Annotated in this window: 21 protein-coding genes; 12 read left to right on the top strand and 9 right to left on the bottom strand. The window is 70.3% G+C overall.

The genetic code is table 11. The annotated features are described in order from the left end of the window. From ABD108_RS00500 to ABD108_RS00485, 4 genes are read left to right on the top strand one after another with little or no spacing between them, the layout of a single operon-like run. The gene (locus tag ABD108_RS00500) at positions 1–786 is read left to right on the top strand and encodes an ABC transporter permease (protein ID WP_343928948.1); all 786 of its coding nucleotides are present in this window, start codon (positions 1–3) and stop codon (positions 784–786) included. A gap of 8 nt (positions 787–794) precedes the next feature. Then, positions 795–1,955 (top strand): MFS transporter, encoded by a 1,161-nt coding sequence (locus ABD108_RS00495; RefSeq protein WP_343928947.1) that lies wholly within the window; start codon positions 795–797, stop codon positions 1,953–1,955. A 23-nt stretch (positions 1,956–1,978) separates the two neighbouring features. After that, entirely contained in the window at positions 1,979–2,959 is a 981-nt protein-coding gene (locus ABD108_RS00490) for a COX15/CtaA family protein (protein WP_220655685.1), read from the top strand. Next, a complete protein-coding gene (locus tag ABD108_RS00485; protein WP_343928946.1) occupies positions 2,956–3,252 on the top strand; it encodes a hypothetical protein in 297 nt (98 codons plus the stop codon). The genes ABD108_RS00490 and ABD108_RS00485 overlap by 4 nt, the downstream gene beginning before the upstream one ends. A 4-nt stretch (positions 3,253–3,256) precedes the next feature. Here the strand turns inward: ABD108_RS00485 and ABD108_RS00480 are convergent, their stop codons facing one another. Then, positions 3,257–3,832, bottom strand: coding sequence for a dihydrofolate reductase family protein (locus ABD108_RS00480; RefSeq protein WP_343928945.1), 576 nt, complete (start codon positions 3,830–3,832; stop codon positions 3,257–3,259). Between the two features lie 58 nt (positions 3,833–3,890). On the opposite strand from ABD108_RS00480, the gene ABD108_RS00475 reads away from it, so the two are divergent. Genes ABD108_RS00475 through ABD108_RS00465 form a run of 3 tightly spaced genes read left to right on the top strand, consistent with a single transcriptional unit; the run spans position 3,891 to position 5,904 of the window. Beyond that, the gene (locus tag ABD108_RS00475) at positions 3,891–4,856 is read left to right on the top strand and encodes a quinone oxidoreductase family protein (RefSeq protein ID WP_305112031.1); all 966 of its coding nucleotides are present in this window, start codon (positions 3,891–3,893) and stop codon (positions 4,854–4,856) included. A gap of 42 nt (positions 4,857–4,898) precedes the next feature. Further along, entirely contained in the window at positions 4,899–5,474 is a 576-nt protein-coding gene (locus ABD108_RS00470) for a TetR/AcrR family transcriptional regulator (protein ID WP_343928944.1), read from the top strand. Positions 5,475–5,520: 46 nt separating this feature from the next. Beyond that, positions 5,521–5,904: a hypothetical protein gene (locus ABD108_RS00465; protein ID WP_220655690.1), complete on the top strand. Its 384-nt coding sequence runs from the start codon at positions 5,521–5,523 to the stop codon at positions 5,902–5,904. 13 nt (positions 5,905–5,917) lie between these two features. On the opposite strand, the gene ABD108_RS00460 is transcribed toward ABD108_RS00465, so the two are convergent. The 3 genes from ABD108_RS00460 to ABD108_RS00450 form a co-directional block, all read right to left on the bottom strand. Beyond that, entirely contained in the window at positions 5,918–6,547 is a 630-nt protein-coding gene (locus ABD108_RS00460) for a maleylpyruvate isomerase family mycothiol-dependent enzyme (protein ID WP_255585446.1), read from the bottom strand. 6 nt (positions 6,548–6,553) lie between these two features. Beyond that, positions 6,554–7,534, bottom strand: coding sequence for a heme o synthase (locus ABD108_RS00455; RefSeq protein ID WP_374758696.1), 981 nt, complete (start codon positions 7,532–7,534; stop codon positions 6,554–6,556). Positions 7,535–7,726: 192 nt separating this feature from the next. After that, positions 7,727–7,855, bottom strand: a complete 129-nt coding sequence (locus ABD108_RS00450) for a hypothetical protein (RefSeq protein ID WP_255585447.1) — start codon at positions 7,853–7,855, stop codon at positions 7,727–7,729. Between ABD108_RS00450 and tkt the strand changes: the two genes are divergently transcribed. From tkt to pgl, 5 genes are read left to right on the top strand one after another with little or no spacing between them, the layout of a single operon-like run. Beyond that, a complete protein-coding gene (gene tkt, locus ABD108_RS00445) occupies positions 7,845–9,941 on the top strand; it encodes a transketolase (RefSeq protein WP_343928943.1) in 2,097 nt (698 codons plus the stop codon). The genes ABD108_RS00450 and tkt overlap by 11 nt on opposite strands. Positions 9,942–9,947: 6 nt before the next feature. Then, positions 9,948–11,054: a transaldolase gene (gene tal, locus ABD108_RS00440; RefSeq protein ID WP_220655693.1), complete on the top strand. Its 1,107-nt coding sequence runs from the start codon at positions 9,948–9,950 to the stop codon at positions 11,052–11,054. A gap of 7 nt (positions 11,055–11,061) precedes the next feature. After that, positions 11,062–12,600 carry a glucose-6-phosphate dehydrogenase gene (zwf, locus tag ABD108_RS00435; protein ID WP_343928942.1) on the top strand — a complete coding sequence of 513 codons (1,539 nt, stop codon included), beginning with the start codon at positions 11,062–11,064 and terminating at the stop codon, positions 12,598–12,600. Beyond that, the gene (locus ABD108_RS00430) at positions 12,597–13,514 is read left to right on the top strand and encodes a glucose-6-phosphate dehydrogenase assembly protein OpcA (protein WP_343928941.1); all 918 of its coding nucleotides are present in this window, start codon (positions 12,597–12,599) and stop codon (positions 13,512–13,514) included. Before zwf ends, ABD108_RS00430 begins: the two co-directional genes overlap by 4 nt. Further along, positions 13,511–14,275, top strand: a complete 765-nt coding sequence (gene pgl, locus ABD108_RS00425; RefSeq protein ID WP_220655696.1) for a 6-phosphogluconolactonase — start codon at positions 13,511–13,513, stop codon at positions 14,273–14,275. The genes ABD108_RS00430 and pgl overlap by 4 nt, the downstream gene beginning before the upstream one ends. A 29-nt stretch (positions 14,276–14,304) precedes the next feature. Here pgl and ABD108_RS00420 read toward each other — a convergent pair whose 3' ends face one another. The 5 genes from ABD108_RS00420 to ABD108_RS00400 form a co-directional block, all read right to left on the bottom strand. Beyond that, a complete protein-coding gene (locus ABD108_RS00420) occupies positions 14,305–14,994 on the bottom strand; it encodes a VOC family protein (protein WP_343928940.1) in 690 nt (229 codons plus the stop codon). Positions 14,995–15,015: 21 nt separating this feature from the next. Then, positions 15,016–15,945, bottom strand: coding sequence for a hypothetical protein (locus tag ABD108_RS00415; protein ID WP_220655698.1), 930 nt, complete (start codon positions 15,943–15,945; stop codon positions 15,016–15,018). Then, positions 15,942–16,250, bottom strand: a complete 309-nt coding sequence (locus tag ABD108_RS00410) for a hypothetical protein (RefSeq protein ID WP_220655699.1) — start codon at positions 16,248–16,250, stop codon at positions 15,942–15,944. The genes ABD108_RS00415 and ABD108_RS00410 overlap by 4 nt, the downstream gene beginning before the upstream one ends. Further along, positions 16,247–16,576, bottom strand: coding sequence for a YbaB/EbfC family nucleoid-associated protein (locus ABD108_RS00405; RefSeq protein ID WP_343928939.1), 330 nt, complete (start codon positions 16,574–16,576; stop codon positions 16,247–16,249). The genes ABD108_RS00410 and ABD108_RS00405 overlap by 4 nt, the downstream gene beginning before the upstream one ends. Positions 16,577–16,685: 109 nt before the next feature. Further along, positions 16,686–17,444 carry a hypothetical protein gene (locus ABD108_RS00400; protein WP_305112038.1) on the bottom strand — a complete coding sequence of 253 codons (759 nt, stop codon included), beginning with the start codon at positions 17,442–17,444 and terminating at the stop codon, positions 16,686–16,688. Positions 17,445–17,464 lie beyond the last annotated feature (20 nt).

Here is a 17,464-nt window from a genome sequence, read left to right as displayed (position 1 = left end):
GTGACCTCGACCGACTCCCGGTTCACCCCCGGAACCTTCGCCCCGGCCCCGCGGCCCGCCGCACCGGCCGCGATGATCGCCGCGCAGACGCGGATGGAGCTCACGCTGCTGCTCCGCAACGGCGAGCAGCTGCTGCTCACGATGTTCATCCCGATCGCGCTGCTCGTGGGTCTGACGGTGCTGCCCATCGGCGACGACGTGCTCACCATCGACACGCTGGTCCCGGCGATCATGGCCGTGGCCGTGATGTCGACGGCGTTCACCGGGCAGGCCATCGCCGTGGGCTTCGATCGGCGCTACGGCGCCCTCAAGCGACTCGGCGCCACCCCGCTGCCCACCTGGGGCGTGATCGCCGGCAAGACGCTGGCCGTGGTGATCGTGGTCGGTCTGCAGGCGGCGATCCTGGGCGCGATCGGTTTCGCCCTCGGCTGGCGGCCCGACCCGCTCGGCCTGGTGATCGGCGCCGGCGCGATGGCCGTCGGCGTCTTCGCCTTCGCCTCGCTCGGCTTGCTCCTGGGCGGCACGCTCAAGGCCGAAGTGGTCCTCGCCCTGGCGAATCTGCTGTGGTTCGTGGGATCGGCGATCGGATCGCTCGTGGTGGTCGACCGGCACCTGCCGGACGTCGTCGTCCTGCTCGCGCGACTGTCCCCGTCGGGCGCATTGACCGAGGCACTGATCCGCGCCACCACCGGCGGCGGCTTCGATCTCTTCGGGATCGCCGTACTGCTGGTATGGGGCGTGCTGGGCGCGACCGCCGCGGTCCGGCTGTTCCGGTTCACGGGATAGGCCCCACCGTGCCCGCCTGGCTGTTCGTCCTGTTCGGCGCCGGGTTCGTGCTGTACACCGACGATTACGTGATCGCCGGCATCCTCCCGGAGATCGCCACGGACCTCGGGGTCTCCGAGGGCCAAGCCGGGCAGCTCATCACCGCCTTCTCCCTCACCGTGGCCGTGGCCGCACCGATCGCGGCGATCACCTTCGCCCGCCTACCCCGGCGGCGCCTGTTCGCCGGTGGCCTGCTCGTCTTCCTCGCGGCGAACGCGGCGGCCTCGTTCGCGACCACCTTCCCTCTTCTCCTGGGCTTGCGGATCGTCGCGGCACTGGCCGCGGCATCGGTGACGCCGGCGCTGTTCGCCTTCGCCGCGCAGCACGCCCCGCCGGACAGGTCCGGCCGCTACCTCGCCGTGGTCTCGCTCGGCGTGACCGGCTCGATCGCGGCGGGCGTCCCGATCGGCACCTGGATCGGCGGCACCGTCGGCTGGCAGGCGACCTTCGCCACGATGGCCGCCGCGGGCGCCGTCGTCCTGGTCGCGATGCTGGCCGTGCTGCCCCGGGACGAGGGCGGCTCGACACCGCCGCCCTTGGCCGAACAGTTCGCGACCCTGCGGAGCCGCCCGGTGGCGCTCGGCCTGGCCGCGAACTGGGCCCTGATGACCGGTTCGATGATGCTGTACACGTATCTGGCCCCGTACCTGGCGGCGACCACGTCCGCCGGACTCGACGCCAGGACCCTGACCTTCGCGCTCTCGGGGATCGCCGGCGCGGTGGGGATCTGGCTCGGCGGATCGGCGGCCGACCGCTGGGGAGCGGACCGCGCCCTCGTGGTGGGCATCGGCGCGGTGGCCGCCTGCATGATCGCGCTGTGGTTGCTGTGGCTGGCGCGGCCGATGCCGTTCCCGCTGGTCCTGGTGGTGGCCACGGCCTGGGCCGGGTTCGCGTTCTGGAACACCCCGGTGATCCAGGCCCGGCTGTTCGCGCTCGCCGGGCCGGTGGCACCGCAGGCCCTCGCCCTCAACACCTCCGGCACCCATCTGGGCGTCGCCGCCGGTGGCGCCCTCGGCGGCACCCTGCTCGGCACCCTGGGCATCGGCGCGCTGCCGCTCGCCGCAGCGGTGGCGGCTCTGCTCTCCCTCGCGTTGATCGCCCGCGCCGACAGCACCTCCGACACTTTGTAGTAGACAGTGCGGCTCCCAGTACGATGAACGGCGTGTATCAGCTGTTCCTGCGCCTCGTCGACCGCCTGCCGATGCCCAGCATGCGGACGCAGCGGCGTCTCGCGCTCGCGGCACTGCTGTCCCAGGCGCTGATCGCCGTCACCGGGTCCGTGGTCCGGGTGACCGGCTCCGGCCTCGGCTGCCCCACCTGGCCCAAGTGCTTCGACGATTCCCTGCTGCCCATCCCGCAGCAGGACGTTCCGTGGTGGCATCAGGCGATCGAGTTCGGCAACCGGCAGATCGCGGTGTGGATCGTGGTCACCACGTCGATCGCGATCGTGCTGGCGGTGACCAGGGCGCGGCGGCGCAAGGAGATCCTGGTCTACGCGTGGATCCTGCCCTTCTCCACCTTCGCGCAGGGCATTCTCGGCGGTATCACCGTGCTCACCGGGCTGCGCTGGTGGGTGGTCGGCGCGCACATGCTGGTCTCCTGCGCCATGGTGTGGATCGCGGCCACGCTGTACGCCAAGGTCGCCGAGCCCGACGACGGCTCCGAGATCGAGGCCGCCCCCGCGGGCGCCCGCCGGCTGATCGCCGTCTCCGCCGTGGTGATGGCCTTCGTGCTGGCCGCGGGCGTGGTGGTCACCGCCGCCGGACCGCACGCGGGCGACCGCACCAATCCCAAGGCGATCGATCGGCTCGACGCGTCGATCCCCCTGCTGTCCCTGACGCACGGCCTGCTGGTCGCGCTGTACGTGGCGATCCTGATCGGCGCCGCGGTGCTCATCGCGCGCGGCCCGTCGTCGGAGGCGGTGCGCCGACGGCTGAAGATCGTCTTCGCGGTGGTCGCCGCGCAGTCGCTGATCGGTGTGGTCCAGTACTTCACCGGTGTTCCCGCGCTGCTGGTGGTGCTGCACGTCGCGGGCGCGATGTCGGTGATCGCCGAGACCGCGATCCTGTACCGCCTGATGTCGCCGCGGGTGGTGCGGGGCTCCGACCGCACGGGCGATATGCTGCCGGTATGAGCGATCAGGCCCCGTCGAACGTCGTCTCCCGCCTGAAGGCCTTCTCCGGCCGGCACGGCGGCGCCAAGGCCGTGCTGCAGAACATGGGCGAGGAGGGCGTGCGGATCACCCTCGTCGGCGAGGACGGCATCATGGGCGATCAGATCGTCGCCAACGAGGCCCAGGCGAAAGACGCCGCCGAGAAGGCCGGCATCGACACCTCGGAGTGGGACCGCGAGCTGGTCTCGAAGGCGACCACCGAGCAGGGCCACCACGCCCGGATGGCCGGCTACCGCGCTCTGGGCACCAGATAGCGCACTAGCTTCGGGCGCGGTCGTACTGCGCCAGAATCACCCCGATGTCGAACACCCGGTGGTCGGTCAGCGTCCACTGCCGCGGCGCGAAGCCGCCCTGGAGAAGCGGGATGCCGTCGCCGGCGGTCACCGGGTAGATCTTCGTCACCAGGCGGTCGATCTGATCGGCCAGCGTGCCCGCGAGCTTCGCGCCGCCGCACAGCCAGATGTCGCCGCCCTCCTCCGCTTTCAGTGCGCGCATGTGCGCCACGGGGTCGTCGGCCACGATCTCCACGGCGGGATGGTCGGCCTGATTCAGCGTCGAGGAGTAGACGATCGTGCGCAGGTGCGCGTAGGGGTCGGCGATGCCCATGTCGATCGCGGGCTGGAAGGTTCCGCGGCCCATCACCACGGTGTCCCACTTGGTGCGCGGCGGGGTGATCCCGAGCGCCTCGTGCAGCCCGGTGGGCAGCCCGTCGGACCACTCCTCGTTCATCTGCCGCGAGTACTCGTCGTCGACGGGGTAGAAGTCGTATTCCCCTCGGGGACCTGCGATTCGGCCGTCCAGGCTGACGGCGACGTAGTACACCAGTGAGCGCATGCGTCTCACTCTACGGGCGGCCCGGGAATAGCTCGGCGGGTTCGGGGTTGAAAGTCACATGCGTGCGATCACTGTGAGCGAACACGGCGGCCCCGAGGTCCTGCACTACGGCGAGGCGCCGGATCCGGCGCCCGGTCCGGGACAGGTGCTGGTGCGCACGTCCGCCATCGGCGTCAACTTCATCGACACCTACTTCCGCGAGGGCATGTATCCCACTGCCCTGCCGTACATCCCGGGCAGCGAGGGCTCCGGCACCGTGGTGGCGGTGGGCGAGGGCGTCGTGGACCGCGCGGTCGGTGATGTGGTCGCCTGGAGCGACGCGCCGGGCTCGTACGCCGAACTGGTGACGGTTGCTGCCGAGCGCACCGTGGTGGTGCCCGACGGGGTCGCACCCGAGGTCGCGGCGTCGGTCCTGTTGCAGGGCATGACGGCGCACTACCTGACCCACGACTCCTACCCCGTGCAGGCGGGCGACACCGTGCTGGTGCATGCGGGTGCCGGCGGTACCGGCCTGCTGGTGACCCAGTTCGCGGCCGCGCGCGGTGCCCGCGTGATCACCACCGTCTCGACCGACGAGAAGGAGCGGCTCTCGCGGGACGCCGGGGCGTGGCAGGTGCTGCGGTACGACGAGGACATCGCCGCACGGGCGCGCGAGCTCACGGGCGGCGAGGGCGTCGCCGCGGTGTACGACGGTGTCGGCAAAGACACCTTCGAGGCCTCGCTCGCGGCAGTGCGGCGGCGCGGCATCGTGGTGCTGTTCGGTGCCGCGAGCGGCCCGGTGCCACCCTTCGACCTGCAGCGCCTGAACCCGCTCGGTTCGCTCTACGTGCAGCGGCCGAGCCTGGGCGCGTACGTGGCCACGCCGGAGGAGTTCGCGCGGCGCAGCCGCGCCGTGCTCGACGGCCTGCACGACGGTTCGCTGCGGTTCCGCGTGGGCGCCACCTACCCGCTGGCCGAGGCGTCGCGGGCGCACATCGATCTGCAGGCGCGCCGCACCACGGGTTCGGTGGCGCTGCTGCCCTGACACGATATGTAAGCGGCGCAAACACTGAGGTAGATTGTCTCCATGACCACGACGGGCACCTATCACCACGGCGACCTTCCCGGCGCGCTCGTCAACGCCGCCGTCGAGCTCCTCGACGAGGAGGGCGGCGCGAACGACCTGTCGCTGCGGGCGGTGGCCCGGCGTGCCGGGGTCTCCACCGCCGCCCCCTATCGCCACTTCCCCGACCGCAACGCCCTGATCTCAGCGGTCGCCGCCGTCGGCTATCGGGAACTGGCCGCGACGCTCGCTGCGGCGTCCCCGGAACCGTCGACGCCCGAGGACCTCGCCGATATCGCGGTGGCGTACGTGAACTTCGCCCTGCACCGCACCGGCCTGTTCCGGGCGATGTTCGCCGAGCCCTGCGGCACCGATCCCGATCGGGTCGAGGCGGTCGAGATGATCACCGCGTACCTCAATCACATCGTCTCGCAGACGCTTCCCTCCGAGGACGCCGATAACACCGCCACCGCCGTTTGGGCGCTCGTGCACGGTCTGGCCTTCCTGCACCTGGACGGCAAGCTCGACTCCTCCAACCCCGCGGAGGTCGACCGCCGCGTCCGCGCGACGGTGCGCGCCGCCCTGCAGCCGCATTCCTGAGGACGCGTCGACAGTCGCTCCGGGTGACTTGTCACACCCCTCGGCCATGCTCGGTCACATGACAACGACGGGACCGCACGCGAATCTTCTGGACGGCTGGACCGACCTGTGGAACGGGCAGCTGGATAGTGCGGCGGTGATCTGCGCGGACCATGTGTCCATCCGTTTCGGCGGCGCCGCGATCGGAACCGTCGGGGATCGCGTGGATTCCCCACAGGCGCTGGCCGACCTGATCGGGGCGTTCCGCGAACCACGGCCGGGTCTGACCTATTCCATCGTGGAAGCGCACACCACCGATTCCTGGGGGCACTGCGTGTGGGATGCGCGCGTGGGCGACCGCCACGTCGGCGGGGTCGATACCTTCGACTTCGTCGCGGGTCGGATCGTGCGGGTGCGCTCGGTGACCGGCGAACGGCCGATGTCCGGGTGATACGGCGGCGCCGTCAGCGCGCGGCGAACTCCGGCAGGCCCGGACCGTCGAGCTCGGCGAGGTAGGCGTCCCTGCCGGTGAGCGCCATGATCAGCGCGATCGTCGGACCGCTCACCTCGGGTCCGTCACCGACGGCGAAGTCGGTGTCGGTCGCGCGCAGCCGCAGGCCATTCGCCCGGGTCGCGGACGGCAGCATCAGATCGGAGCCCGCGTAGAAGCGTGCGACCCGGTCGAGGGCCTCGGCGGGGTAGGCGCGGACGATCCCGAGCGGGCGACGGATGTCCTCGCCGTGCACGATCGACTCCCCCAGCATCGCGACCACCGGTATCGGCGCCTTGGTGCGGCTGGTCTCGACGGCGCGGAACTGCCGCAGGGTGTCGGCGGGGTCGTCGCCGAGCCGCTTCGCCAGCCGTTGCGCGACATTGGCGTCGAAGTCGAACCGGTTCCGCAGCACGCCCGCGAACCAGACGACCGGATTGTCGGACGCGCCGGCGGTGATGTGGGCGAGCACCTCGCGCACCGTCAGGCCCGCGCACAGCGACGGGGTGTCCCACTGGTCGTCGGTCAGTCCGGCGAGATCGGCGGCGAGTGCCGCCCGTTCGGCGAAGATCAGCGGCCACACGGCGCGATCGGCGGCGGCCACGGCGACCTACAGGCCCAGCAGGTGGCCGACGGTCGGGAAGTTGAGGATCGAGTCCACCGACAGCGCGCAGAACAGCACGGCGAGGTAGTTGTTCGACTGCAGGAACACCTTGAGCGGCTTGATCTCCTGGCCTGCCTTGGTCTGCTTGTACAGCTTGTGCACCGCGTACAGGAACCAGGCACCGCACAGTGCGGCGGCCACGGCGTACACGACACCGGCGGCGGGGATCAGCACCAGCGTGGTGATCACAGTGGCCCAGGTGTACCAGACCATCTGCCGCGCGACGGTGGTCTCCGGCGCCACCACCGGCAGCATCGGGACGCCCGCGGCCTTGTAATCCTCGCGGTAGCGCATGGCCAGCGCCCAGGTGTGCGGCGGCGTCCAGAAGAAGATCACCATGAACAGCACGATCGCGGGCCACTGGATCGTGCCCGTCGCCGCGGCCCAGCCCACCAGGGTGGGCATGCAGCCGGCTGCGCCGCCCCACACCACGTTCTGGCTGGTGCGCCGCTTGAGCAGCATGGTGTAGACGAAGAGGTAGAAGGCGATGGTGGCCAGCACCAGCCACGCGGCCAGCGGGTTGGCCATCACGCTCAGCCAGGCGAACGAGGCCGCGGCCAGCGCCAGGCCGAAGATCAGTGCGTGCCGGGTGGGCACCGCCTGGCGCGCGAGCGGCCGCCGCTCGGTGCGCTTCATCTTCTTGTCGATATCGGCGTCGGCCACCATGTTCAGGGTGTTGGCCGATGCGGCGCCCAGCCATCCGCCGAACAGGGTCGACAGGATGAGCGGCAGGTTCACGTGGCCGCGATCGGCGAGCAGCATCACCGGGATGGTGGCCACGAGCAGCAGCTCGATCACCTTGGGCTTGGTGAGGGCGATGTAGGCCAGCACCGTCTGCACGACCCGGCCGAAGATGGTCTTGGGCACGCCCACGGCCTCGGCGCGAGCGCTGGGGGTGTTGGTCCCGTGCCCGCCCTTGAAAACCATCGGCACCCGATCTCTCCTGACACGCCCGGGGCTGAACCGAGCTCGCTGCGCGCTGCGCGCGCCTTCCATACCGATCACGACGATCGCCGGATCGACTACTACAGGCCATGGTAGTCCTCCGCGCCGGACTGACCGAATCCAGGCGGGGAGAGGAGCCGTTTCCGCAGACCGTGCAGCACCGCCGAGTAGGGTTCACACTGAGGGTGCCTCGACCGGTGCGAGGAACTGCGCGGTGCCGTGCAGTGTCGAAAGCCACCGTGCGATCAGCACCCCGTGCACGTACGCCCACGACCAGGAGAACCCGCCCGCCGTGACCAGCACCGCCGAGATCCAAGCCCTCACCACCCCGCATCACCCCGCCGACTGGACCGATCTCGACACCCGCGCGGTCGACACCGCCCGAGTGCTCGCCGCCGACGCCGTGCAGAAGGTGGGCAATGGCCACCCCGGCACCGCGATGAGCCTCGCTCCCCTGGCGTACACCCTGTTCCAGAAGGTGATGGTGCACGACCCGTCGGACACCCACTGGATCGGTCGCGACCGGTTCGTCCTGTCCTGCGGCCACTCCAGCCTCACCCTGTACCTGCAGCTCTACTTGGGCGGCTTCGGCCTGGAGCTCAGCGACATCGAGGCGCTGCGCACCGAGGGCTCGCTCACCCCGGGCCACCCGGAGTACCGGCACACCAAGGGCGTCGAGATCACGACCGGCCCGCTGGGCCAGGGCCTCGCCTCCGCGGTCGGCATGGCGATGGCCTCGCGCTACGAGCGCGGCCTGTTCGACCCCGAGACCGCGCCGGGCCAGAGCCCCTTCGATCACTTCATCTACGTGATCGCCTCCGACGGCGACATCGAGGAGGGCGTCACCTCCGAGGCCAGCTCGCTCGCCGGCACCCAGCAGCTGGGCAACCTGATCCTGTTCTACGACGACAACAAGATCTCGATCGAGCACAACACGGACATCGCGCTGTCCGAGGACGTCGCGAAGCGCTACGAGGCGTACGGCTGGCACGTGCAGTACGTCGAGGGCGGCGAGAACGTCACGGCGATCGAAGAGGCCACCGCGGCCGCCAAGGCGGTCACGGACAAGCCCTCGATCATCATCGTGCGCACCGTCATCGGCTTCCCCGCGCCGAACAAGATGAACACCGGCGGCGTGCACGGCTCGGCCCTGGGCGCCGACGAGGTGGCCGCGGTCAAGGAGATCCTGGGCTTCGACCCGGCGAAGAGCTTCGACGTGGCCCCCGAGGTGATCGCGCACTCGCGGGAGCTGGTGGGGCGCGGCCAGGCCGAGCACGAGGCGTGGAACGCGAAGTTCGGCGCGTGGGCGACCGCCAACCCCGAGCGCAAGGCCCTGCTGGACCGGCTTGAGGCCAAGGCCCTGCCCGCCGGTTGGGACGCCGAGCTGCCGACCTGGTCCGTGGGCGATAAGGACGTGGCGACCCGCGCCGCGTCCGGCGCCTTCCTCGCGGCCGCCGGCCAGACGCTGCCCGAGCTGTGGGGCGGCTCGGCCGACCTCGCGGGCTCGAACAACACCACGATCAAGGGCGCCGACTCCTTCGGCCCCACATCGATCTCGACCGAGGACTGGAACGCGCAGCCCTACGGCCGCACCCTGCACTTCGGTATCCGCGAGCACGCGATGGGGTCGATCCTCAACGGCATCGTGCTGCACGGCCCGACGCGTCCCTACGCGGGCACGTTCCTGCAGTTCGCCGACTACATGCGTCCCGCGGTGCGCCTCGCGGCCCTGATGGACATCGACCCGATCTACGTCTGGACGCACGACTCGATCGGCCTCGGCGAGGACGGCCCCACGCACCAGCCGGTCGAGCACCTCGCCGCGCTGCGCGCCATCCCGGGCCTCAACGTGGTCCGCCCGGCCGATGCGAACGAGACCGTCGCCGCGTGGAAGGCCACCCTGGAGCGCACGGGCGGCAACGGTCCCACCGGCCTCATCCTGACCCGGCAGAACGTGCCGATCCTCGCGGGCACGTCCGCCGAGGGCGTCGCCCGCGGCGGCTACGTCCTGCAGGACACCGAGGGCACCCCCGATGTGCTGCTCATCGGCACCGGCTCGGAGGTTCAGTTGGCGGTGCGGGGCGCGGAGTTGCTGGCCGCGAAGGGCATCAAGGCCCGCGTCGTGTCGATGCCCTCGGTGGAGTGGTTCCACGCCCAGGACCAGGCCTACCAGGACAGCGTGCTGCCGCCCTCGGTGAAGGCTCGCGTCGCGGTCGAGGCGGGCATCGCGCAGTCGTGGTGGCGCATCGTCGGCGGCTTCGGCGAGGTCGTCTCGCTCGAGCACTTCGGCGAGTCGGCGTCCGACAAGGTCCTGTTCACCAAGTACGGATTCACCGGCGAGAACGTGGCCCAGAAGGCCGAGCAGTCCCTCGCCAACCTGAAGGGATAAGCACACATGGCTCAGAACCCGAATCTCGCCGCGCTCTACGAGGCCGGCGTCTCCGTCTGGCTCGACGACCTGTCGCGGAGCCTCATCGGCAGCGGAAAGCTCAAGGAGCTCACCGAGACCGACTCCGTCACCGGCGTCACCACCAACCCGGCCATCTTCCAGGCCGCGCTGTCGAAGGGCACCGAGTACGCGGCGCAGGTGGCCGAGCTCGCGGCCCGCGGTGCCGATGTCGACCAGACGATCCGCACGGTGACCACCGACGACGTGCGCGCGGCGTGCGATGTGCTGGCCCCCGTCTTCGAGAAGACCGGCGGCGTCGACGGCCGGGTGTCGATCGAGGTCGACCCGCGGCTGGCGCACGACACCGACGGCACGGTGGCCCAGGCCATCGAGCTGTGGAAGATCGTCGACCGGCCGAACACGCTGATCAAGATCCCCGCCACCATGGAGGGCCTGCCCGCGATCAGTCGCGTTCTCGCCGAGGGCATCTCGGTGAACGTGACCCTGATCTTCTCCGTCGAGCGGCACCGCCAGGTGATGGACGCCTACCTCGACGGCATCGAGGCCGCCGCCAAGAACGGCCACGACGTATCGAAGATCTACAGCGTCGCCTCGTTCTTCGTCTCGCGCGTGGACAGTGAGATCGACAAGCGGCTGGACGGCATCGGCACCGACGAGGCGCTGGCGCTGCGCGGGCAGGCCGGTCTGGCGAACGCCCGGCTCGCGTACGCGGCCTACGAGGAGGTGTTCGGCGGCGCACGGTTCGCGAACATCGAGGGCGGCAACGTGCAGCGCCCGCTGTGGGCGTCGACCGGCGTGAAGAACCCGGACTACCCGGACACCCTGTACGTGGCCGGCCTGATCGCGCCGAACACCGTGAACACCATGCCCGGTGCCACGATGGCGGCCTTCGCCGATCACGGCGAGGTGGTCGACGGCACGATCATCGGGCAGGCGGAGGATTCGCTCCAGGTCTTCGAGAACCTGCAGGGCGTGGGCGTCGATCTCTCCGACGTCTTCGACCAGCTGGAGTCCGAGGGCGTGGAGAAGTTCGAGCAGGCCTGGCAGCAGTTGCTCGATGCGACGGCGGAGCAGCTCAAGGCCGAGGCCTAGCCACCGGATGACCTGGACGAACCCGCTCCGCGATCCGCGCGACCGTCGTCTGCCGCGGATCGCGGGGCCGTCCGCGCTGGTGATCTTCGGTGTGACCGGAGATCTGGCGCGCCGCAAGCTGATGCCCGCGGTGTACGACCTCGCCAACCGCGGGCTCCTGCCCCCGGGGTTCGCTCTCGTCGGCTTCGCCCGGCGGTCGTGGAGTCACGAGGACTTCAGCGAGATCGTGCGCGATGCGGTGAAGCAGAACTCCCGCACCGGGTTCCGGCAGGAGGTCTGGGACCGCCTCGCCGAGGGGATCCGGTTCGTCCAGGGCGAGTTCGGCGACGATGCGGCCTTCGACCGGCTGGCGGGGACTCTGCGCGATCTCGACGAGACCCGTGGCACCGCCGGCAATCACGCCTTCTACCTGTCGGTCCCGCCCGACGCCTTCCCCACTGTCTGCGAGCAGCTCAAGCGGTCCGGCCTGGCCGACGGTGCGGGACCGGACAATCCGGAGGACGGCTGGCGGCGGGTGGTGATCGAGAAGCCCTTCGGGCACGATCTCGAATCCGCCAAGCAGCTCAACGCCGTGGTCAACGAGGTCTTCCCCGAGCAGTCGGTGTTCCGCATCGACCACTACCTCGGCAAGGAGACTGTGCAGAACATCCTGGCGCTGCGCTTCGCCAACCAGTTGTTCGAGCCGATGTGGAACAGCCACTACGTGGACCACGTGCAGATCACGATGGCCGAGGACATCGGCTTGGGCGGCCGCGCAGGCTATTACGACGGCATCGGCGCCGCCCGCGACGTGATCCAGAACCATCTGCTGCAGTTGATGGCGCTGGTCGCGATGGAGGAGCCCACCAGCTTCCGGCCCACCGAGCTGCAGTCGGAGAAGATCAAGGTCCTCTCGGCGACCTCGCTCGTGGAGCCGCTCGATGAGACCACCGCCCGCGGCCAGTACGGTCCCGGCTGGCAGGGCAGCGAGAAGGTCGTCGGCCTACTGCAGGAGGAGGGTTTCAGTCACACCTCCACCACGGAGACCTTCGCCGCCATCACGGTGGAGATCGCCTCCCGGCGGTGGGCGGGTGTGCCCTTCTACCTGCGCACCGGCAAGCGCCTGGGGCGCCGCGTCACCGAGATCGCGCTCGTCTTCAAGCGCGCGCCGCATCTCCCGTTCGACGACACGATGACCGAGGAGTTGGGCCACAACGCCCTGGTGATCCGGGTGCAGCCCGACGAGGGCGTCACGCTGCGGTTCGGCTCCAAGGTGCCGGGCGCCTCCATGGAGGTGCGCGATGTGAACATGGACTTCAGCTACGGCGAGGCCTTCACCGTGGCCTCCCCCGAGGCCTACGAGCGGCTCATCCTCGACGTCCTGCTGGGCGAGCCCTCCCTGTTCCCGGTCAACGACGAGGTCGAACTATCCTGGCGCATCCTCGATCCCGCGCTGGCGCACTGGGCCGCGAACGGCAGCCCCGAGGAGTACGAGTCGGGAACCTGGGGTCCCGCGTCGGCGGACGCCATGCTGGCCCGCACCGGAAGGACGTGGCGCCGACCATGATTCTCGATCTCCCCGACACCTCCACGCAGGAGGTCTCCAAGAGCCTGGTGCGACTGCGCGAATCGGGCGGCGCGATCGCTCTGGGGCGCGTTCTCACGCTGATCATCTCGGCCGAGGAGGGCGAGTCCACGGAGAGTGCGATCGAGGCCACGAACGCCGCCTCGCGGGAGCATCCGTGCCGTGTGATCGTGCTCGCCCGCGGCTCCCGGGCCGAGGCCACTCGGCTCGATGCGCAGATCCGCGTCGGCGGCGATGCCGGCGCCTCCGAGGTGGTCCTACTGCGCCTGTACGGCGAGATGGCCGATCACGGTGCCTCGGTGGTGGTTCCGTTCCTGCTTCCCGATACGCCGGTGGTGGCGTGGTGGCCGGGCGCGGCGCCGGCGGTCCCGGCGGAGGACCGGCTCGGGCGCCTCGCCTCGCGCCGGATCACCGACGCCACCTCGGCCGACGACGGCGTGGACGCGCTCCGTGCGCGGCTCGCGGGCTATCGGCCGGGCGATTCCGATCTCACCTGGTCGCGGATCACCCCGTGGCGTGCCCTGCTCGCCTCGGCGCTCGATCAGCCCCCGTACGAGGACGTGACCTCGGCCGAGGTCACGGGCCCGGCATCGAGTGCGGCCACCGATCTGTTGGCGGGCTGGCTGCACGCGCAGTTGGGCGTGCCGGTCTCCCGCCGGGTGGGCGGGTTCGGGGTGCGCCTCATCCGCCCCGGCGGCCCGTTGGCCCTGGAGTTCGACCAGAATTCGACGGCGGTGCTCACCCGCACGGGGCAGCCCGACGGGCGGGTCGCGGTGCGGCGGCGCGATGTGGCCGCGTGCCTGGCCGAGGAACTGCGTCGTCTCGACGACGACGTGATCTACGAGAAGGCGCTGGCCGGTGTGGCCGGCGTCGACCGAACGGAGGTGTCCGGGTGAGCGATTCCACCACCACGGTGCGCAGGTTCGACGATGCGGCAGCGCTCGTCGCGGCCGCCGCCGACGATGTGGCCGCCGTGATCGCGCAGGCGCAGGCCGATCGCGGTTTCGCGTCGATCGTGCTGACCGGCGGCAGCAACGGCAACGGCGTCGCCGCGGCCCTGCGGGACCGGCCGATCGACTGGTCGACCGTGGACGTCTTCTTCGGCGACGAGCGATTCGTTGCCGACCGCAGCGCCGACCGCAACGAACTGCAGACCCGAGGCCTGCTGCTGGACCATGTGCCGGTCGATCCGGACAACGTGTACCGCTTCCCCGCCGCCGACGAGTTCAGCGGCGATGCCACGCTGGCCGCCCAGGTCTACGCGCAGCGCTTGGCGCAGAACGCGACCCGTCGTGGCAACGCGGTTCCGGCGGGTGACGGCATCGTGCCGCAGTTCGACGTGCACCTGTTGGGCATGGGCGGCGAGGGCCACATCAACTCCCTCTTCCCGCACACGGACGCGGTCCGCGAGCGGAAGCTCCCGGTGGTTCCGGTGCACGATTCGCCGAAGCCGCCGCCGAACCGGCTCACGCTCACGCTGCCCGCGGTCGGCGCTGCGCGCCGGGTGTGGCTGCTGGTGTCCGGCGCTGAGAAGGCCGAGGCCGTGGCGGCCGGGGTCGGCGGCGCGAATCCCGACGACTGGCCGTGTGCCGGTGCGCACGGGTCCGAGGAGACGGTCTGGTATCTCGATCCGGCCGCTGCCTCGCAGCTCCCCTGATCAGCGCGCTGGAGCAGCCGGGGTGAGTGTCACCGCTGTTCGAGCACGATGGTCGGGACGCCCAGCGCGGGGTCCTTGATCGTGGCGACGCGGGTGCCGGGTTTGGCCCCGCGGCGCACCTCGCTCACGGTGATGCCCTGATCGGTGAGTCGGCGGTGCGTCGCATCGGCGTCCGCGGTGCGCCAGGCGACGCCCCACAGCGCGTCGGGGCCGGACGGGTCGACATCGTCGCCCTCGGCGAGCACCACTTCCACGAGCAGGTCGCCCCGCCGGAAGAACAGCTGATGCACGCCCCAGCTCTGCACGCGATCGAGGCGGAGGTCGAAATCGAGTCTCCCGCACAGTGTCGCGATGATGCGGTCGCGGTTCGGGGACGACAGCACGAGGTGGTCCATGCCGGTGATCTCGGCGCCGGGGACGGCGGGGTACGGCATTGTCGGGCCGACGAGTCCGAGGGTGAGTCCGTCGACGACGGCGGCTGCCCGGTCACCGTCCGGCTGGACGGGGAGACCACGGCGGTCGGCGAGACGCACGGCGCCGTCGAGCACGTCGGCGGCCACGAGCACTCCCGAGGGTGTCCCGTCGGCGGAGAGGACGACGTCGAGACCGCCGATGGTGACGGCGTCGGCGTCGGTCGACGCCAGCAGTCGCGCGTGTGCGGCCCGGCTCTCCACGGGGACGTCGAGGATCAGCAGGTCGCGGGACTCCGGTGTGCTCACCTCACCATCGTGCCGTATCCGCTACTTCGCCTGGACCTCGCGGTTGGTCACCCAGGTGTCACCCGCCGCTTTGACCTCGGCGATGCCGAGGTCGACCGCGGCTGCTCCGATGTTGAAGGTGGGCTTGTCGCCGGCGAGCCTGAATGCCGTGTTGATCACGGCTCCGTTGTCGAGTGCGGTCGTCGCTCTCGCCGCGACTCCGTCGATCCCCGCGCTCACGCGGCGGAGCGCCTGGGTGGCGTTGCCCAGCGAGCTGAGCTTGCCCGCCAGAGTCTCGAGCTTGCTCGTGAGCTTCTGCAGCATGCGCGCGAACTTCTGCCCGAGCATGGCCCCCTGCAGCAGAACCGAATTGGTGGCGGCGACCACTGAGGAGCCGGCCGTGGGGACGGACGCGGCTGCGGCTGCCGCCATCTTGGCGAGGGTCCATGCCAGGAACTTCGACAACTCGTCCCGGATCCAGTTCCGCACTTCGATGACCATCGCACCCGCGAAGCTGATCCCGGTCGCGGCGGACTTCGCCGAGTACGCCAGCGCGCTGGTCTCGACGGCGAGCTTGGCCGTCGAGGTCCGATAGGCGTCGGCATCGACGCCGGTGAAGCCCGATGCGGTGGCGGCGCCCGCCTCCTTCACCGACTTCGACACTTCGTCGAGCGGGAGTGCCACCTTCTGCTCCCACACCGTCTTCACCGCATTGATCGCCTCCTCGTCTCCCGAGACGGCGTCCAAGGCCTCCTTCAGGACGGGGATGTGCTCGATGACCCAGCCGACGCCGGCGGCGGCGAAGGACCCGATGGGATCGGTGACGACACCGTCGATCTTGAGCACGGTGTCGACGGCGCCGCCCACTGCGCCCAACCCGTTTCCGTCCACGACGGCCGAGCCCGCATCGAACACCGCTTCGGCGAGCGGCACTCCCGAGATCGATTCCTCGATCGATTCAGTGGTGCTCACTTCGAGCCCGCCTTCGTGACATCGGCGGCTCCCGTCCGGTCCGCGTCCACATCGGCCTCGATGTTCTTCACGAAGTCCCTCCGATGTTCCGCGTAGGACTCGCGGTACCGGGTGACACTCTCAGCGGTCTGCTGGAGCGTCTGGTTGACCATGGGTACGAGCCACGGGGCGAACAGTGCTCCGAAGTCCATGGCGCCGATCCTCGCTCCTGCGGCTGTCCCGGCCGCGTCGACCTTGTCCGCAGCGGCGGCGAGGGCCTTGGTGTGTGCGGCGGTCACCGCGGGATCGATGCAGCTCTCCGTCATGACTCCCCCAGAAGCGGTTTCCACGCGTCGATGTCCGGGTAGTAGGTCGACGCGATCGAGTGGACCTCCCTGGCCGCGATCTTTTCGGCCAGGGAGGCCGCGGTCATGATCTCCGCGCTCAGAGCCTCCCCCGAGAGCTCTGTGGCACGCCCCCCGATCACCACCCCCGTGAGACGTCCCCCCATCCCGACGGTCACACGCACGTCGCCGCGCGCCGCCGTCCCGGTGCCCGATACCCGGGCCAATCGCTCACGAACCTCGTCCGCCTGCTCGTACGCCGCATCCGCTTGCGCGACGTACGAACCGACCTGCGGTACGTCTGCCAACTCGTCCCCCCGATCTCGTTGGATTTCCTCCCGCATCAATTGGACGCACCATCACGGCGATCGGTTCCCCTCCGACTTCACAATTTCGAAAGACCTCTGTTTTCGCAGGTCAGACCCATGCGCGCCACGCGCGGTGTCGCGCGATGGCCGCACCGATCAGCACGCAGATCAGCCAGATCGTGAGGGCGGCGACCACGGCGCCGAGCGCCTGGTGCAGGTGGTCCATCCCTTGCGCGCCGGGAGTGCGACGGTGCACCGCACCCAGGCCCGGCAGCCGTCGACGCCCCTCGTCGGCGGGGAGCAGCACCCACAGCACCAGGTAGGGAACGCCCATCGATGCGAGCCGCAGCACCGTGGTGCGCACCTCACGGCGGCCGTTCCACAGGCCGCGCGGTCCGACCCGGGCCACGGGGAAGGCGGTCGCGAGGATCGAACAGACACCGAGCCATACCAGGACCTGCACGCTGACGGAGGCCATGGCGAACGGGACGAGGGCGGGGCGGTCGCTCAGGATCACCAGAACGGCGGTCGCGATCAGCAGCGGCGCACCGAGAGCGACGAAGAGCGTCACGTTCCGCACGACCACCAGGGCGACGCACTTCCCGTAGCGATGCGGTTCGCCGGCCTGACGCCGCGCCTGGTCGGCGAACATGTTGGTGGTTGCGGAATCGGCGAGCACGAAGGTCACGAAGTAGACGATGATCACCGAGATCTTGTTGCGATCGGTGTACTCCAGCGGCGAGAACAGGATCCAGCCGAAGGCCAGCAGAAGGTTCACCGCGAGACCGGTACCGATCCGCGGCAACGCCCTCAACTCGCGCCGCGACACCCGGCGAAGGGCGGCGCGGCCGCTCGCGACCGTCTGCACTCCTCGATGATAGGCGCGGA

Origin of the sequence: Tsukamurella strandjordii, from assembly GCF_039525985.1 — a bacterium.
GTDB lineage: Bacteria > Actinomycetota > Actinomycetes > Mycobacteriales > Mycobacteriaceae > Tsukamurella > Tsukamurella strandjordii.
This window is presented reverse-complemented; position numbering and strand designations above follow the sequence as displayed.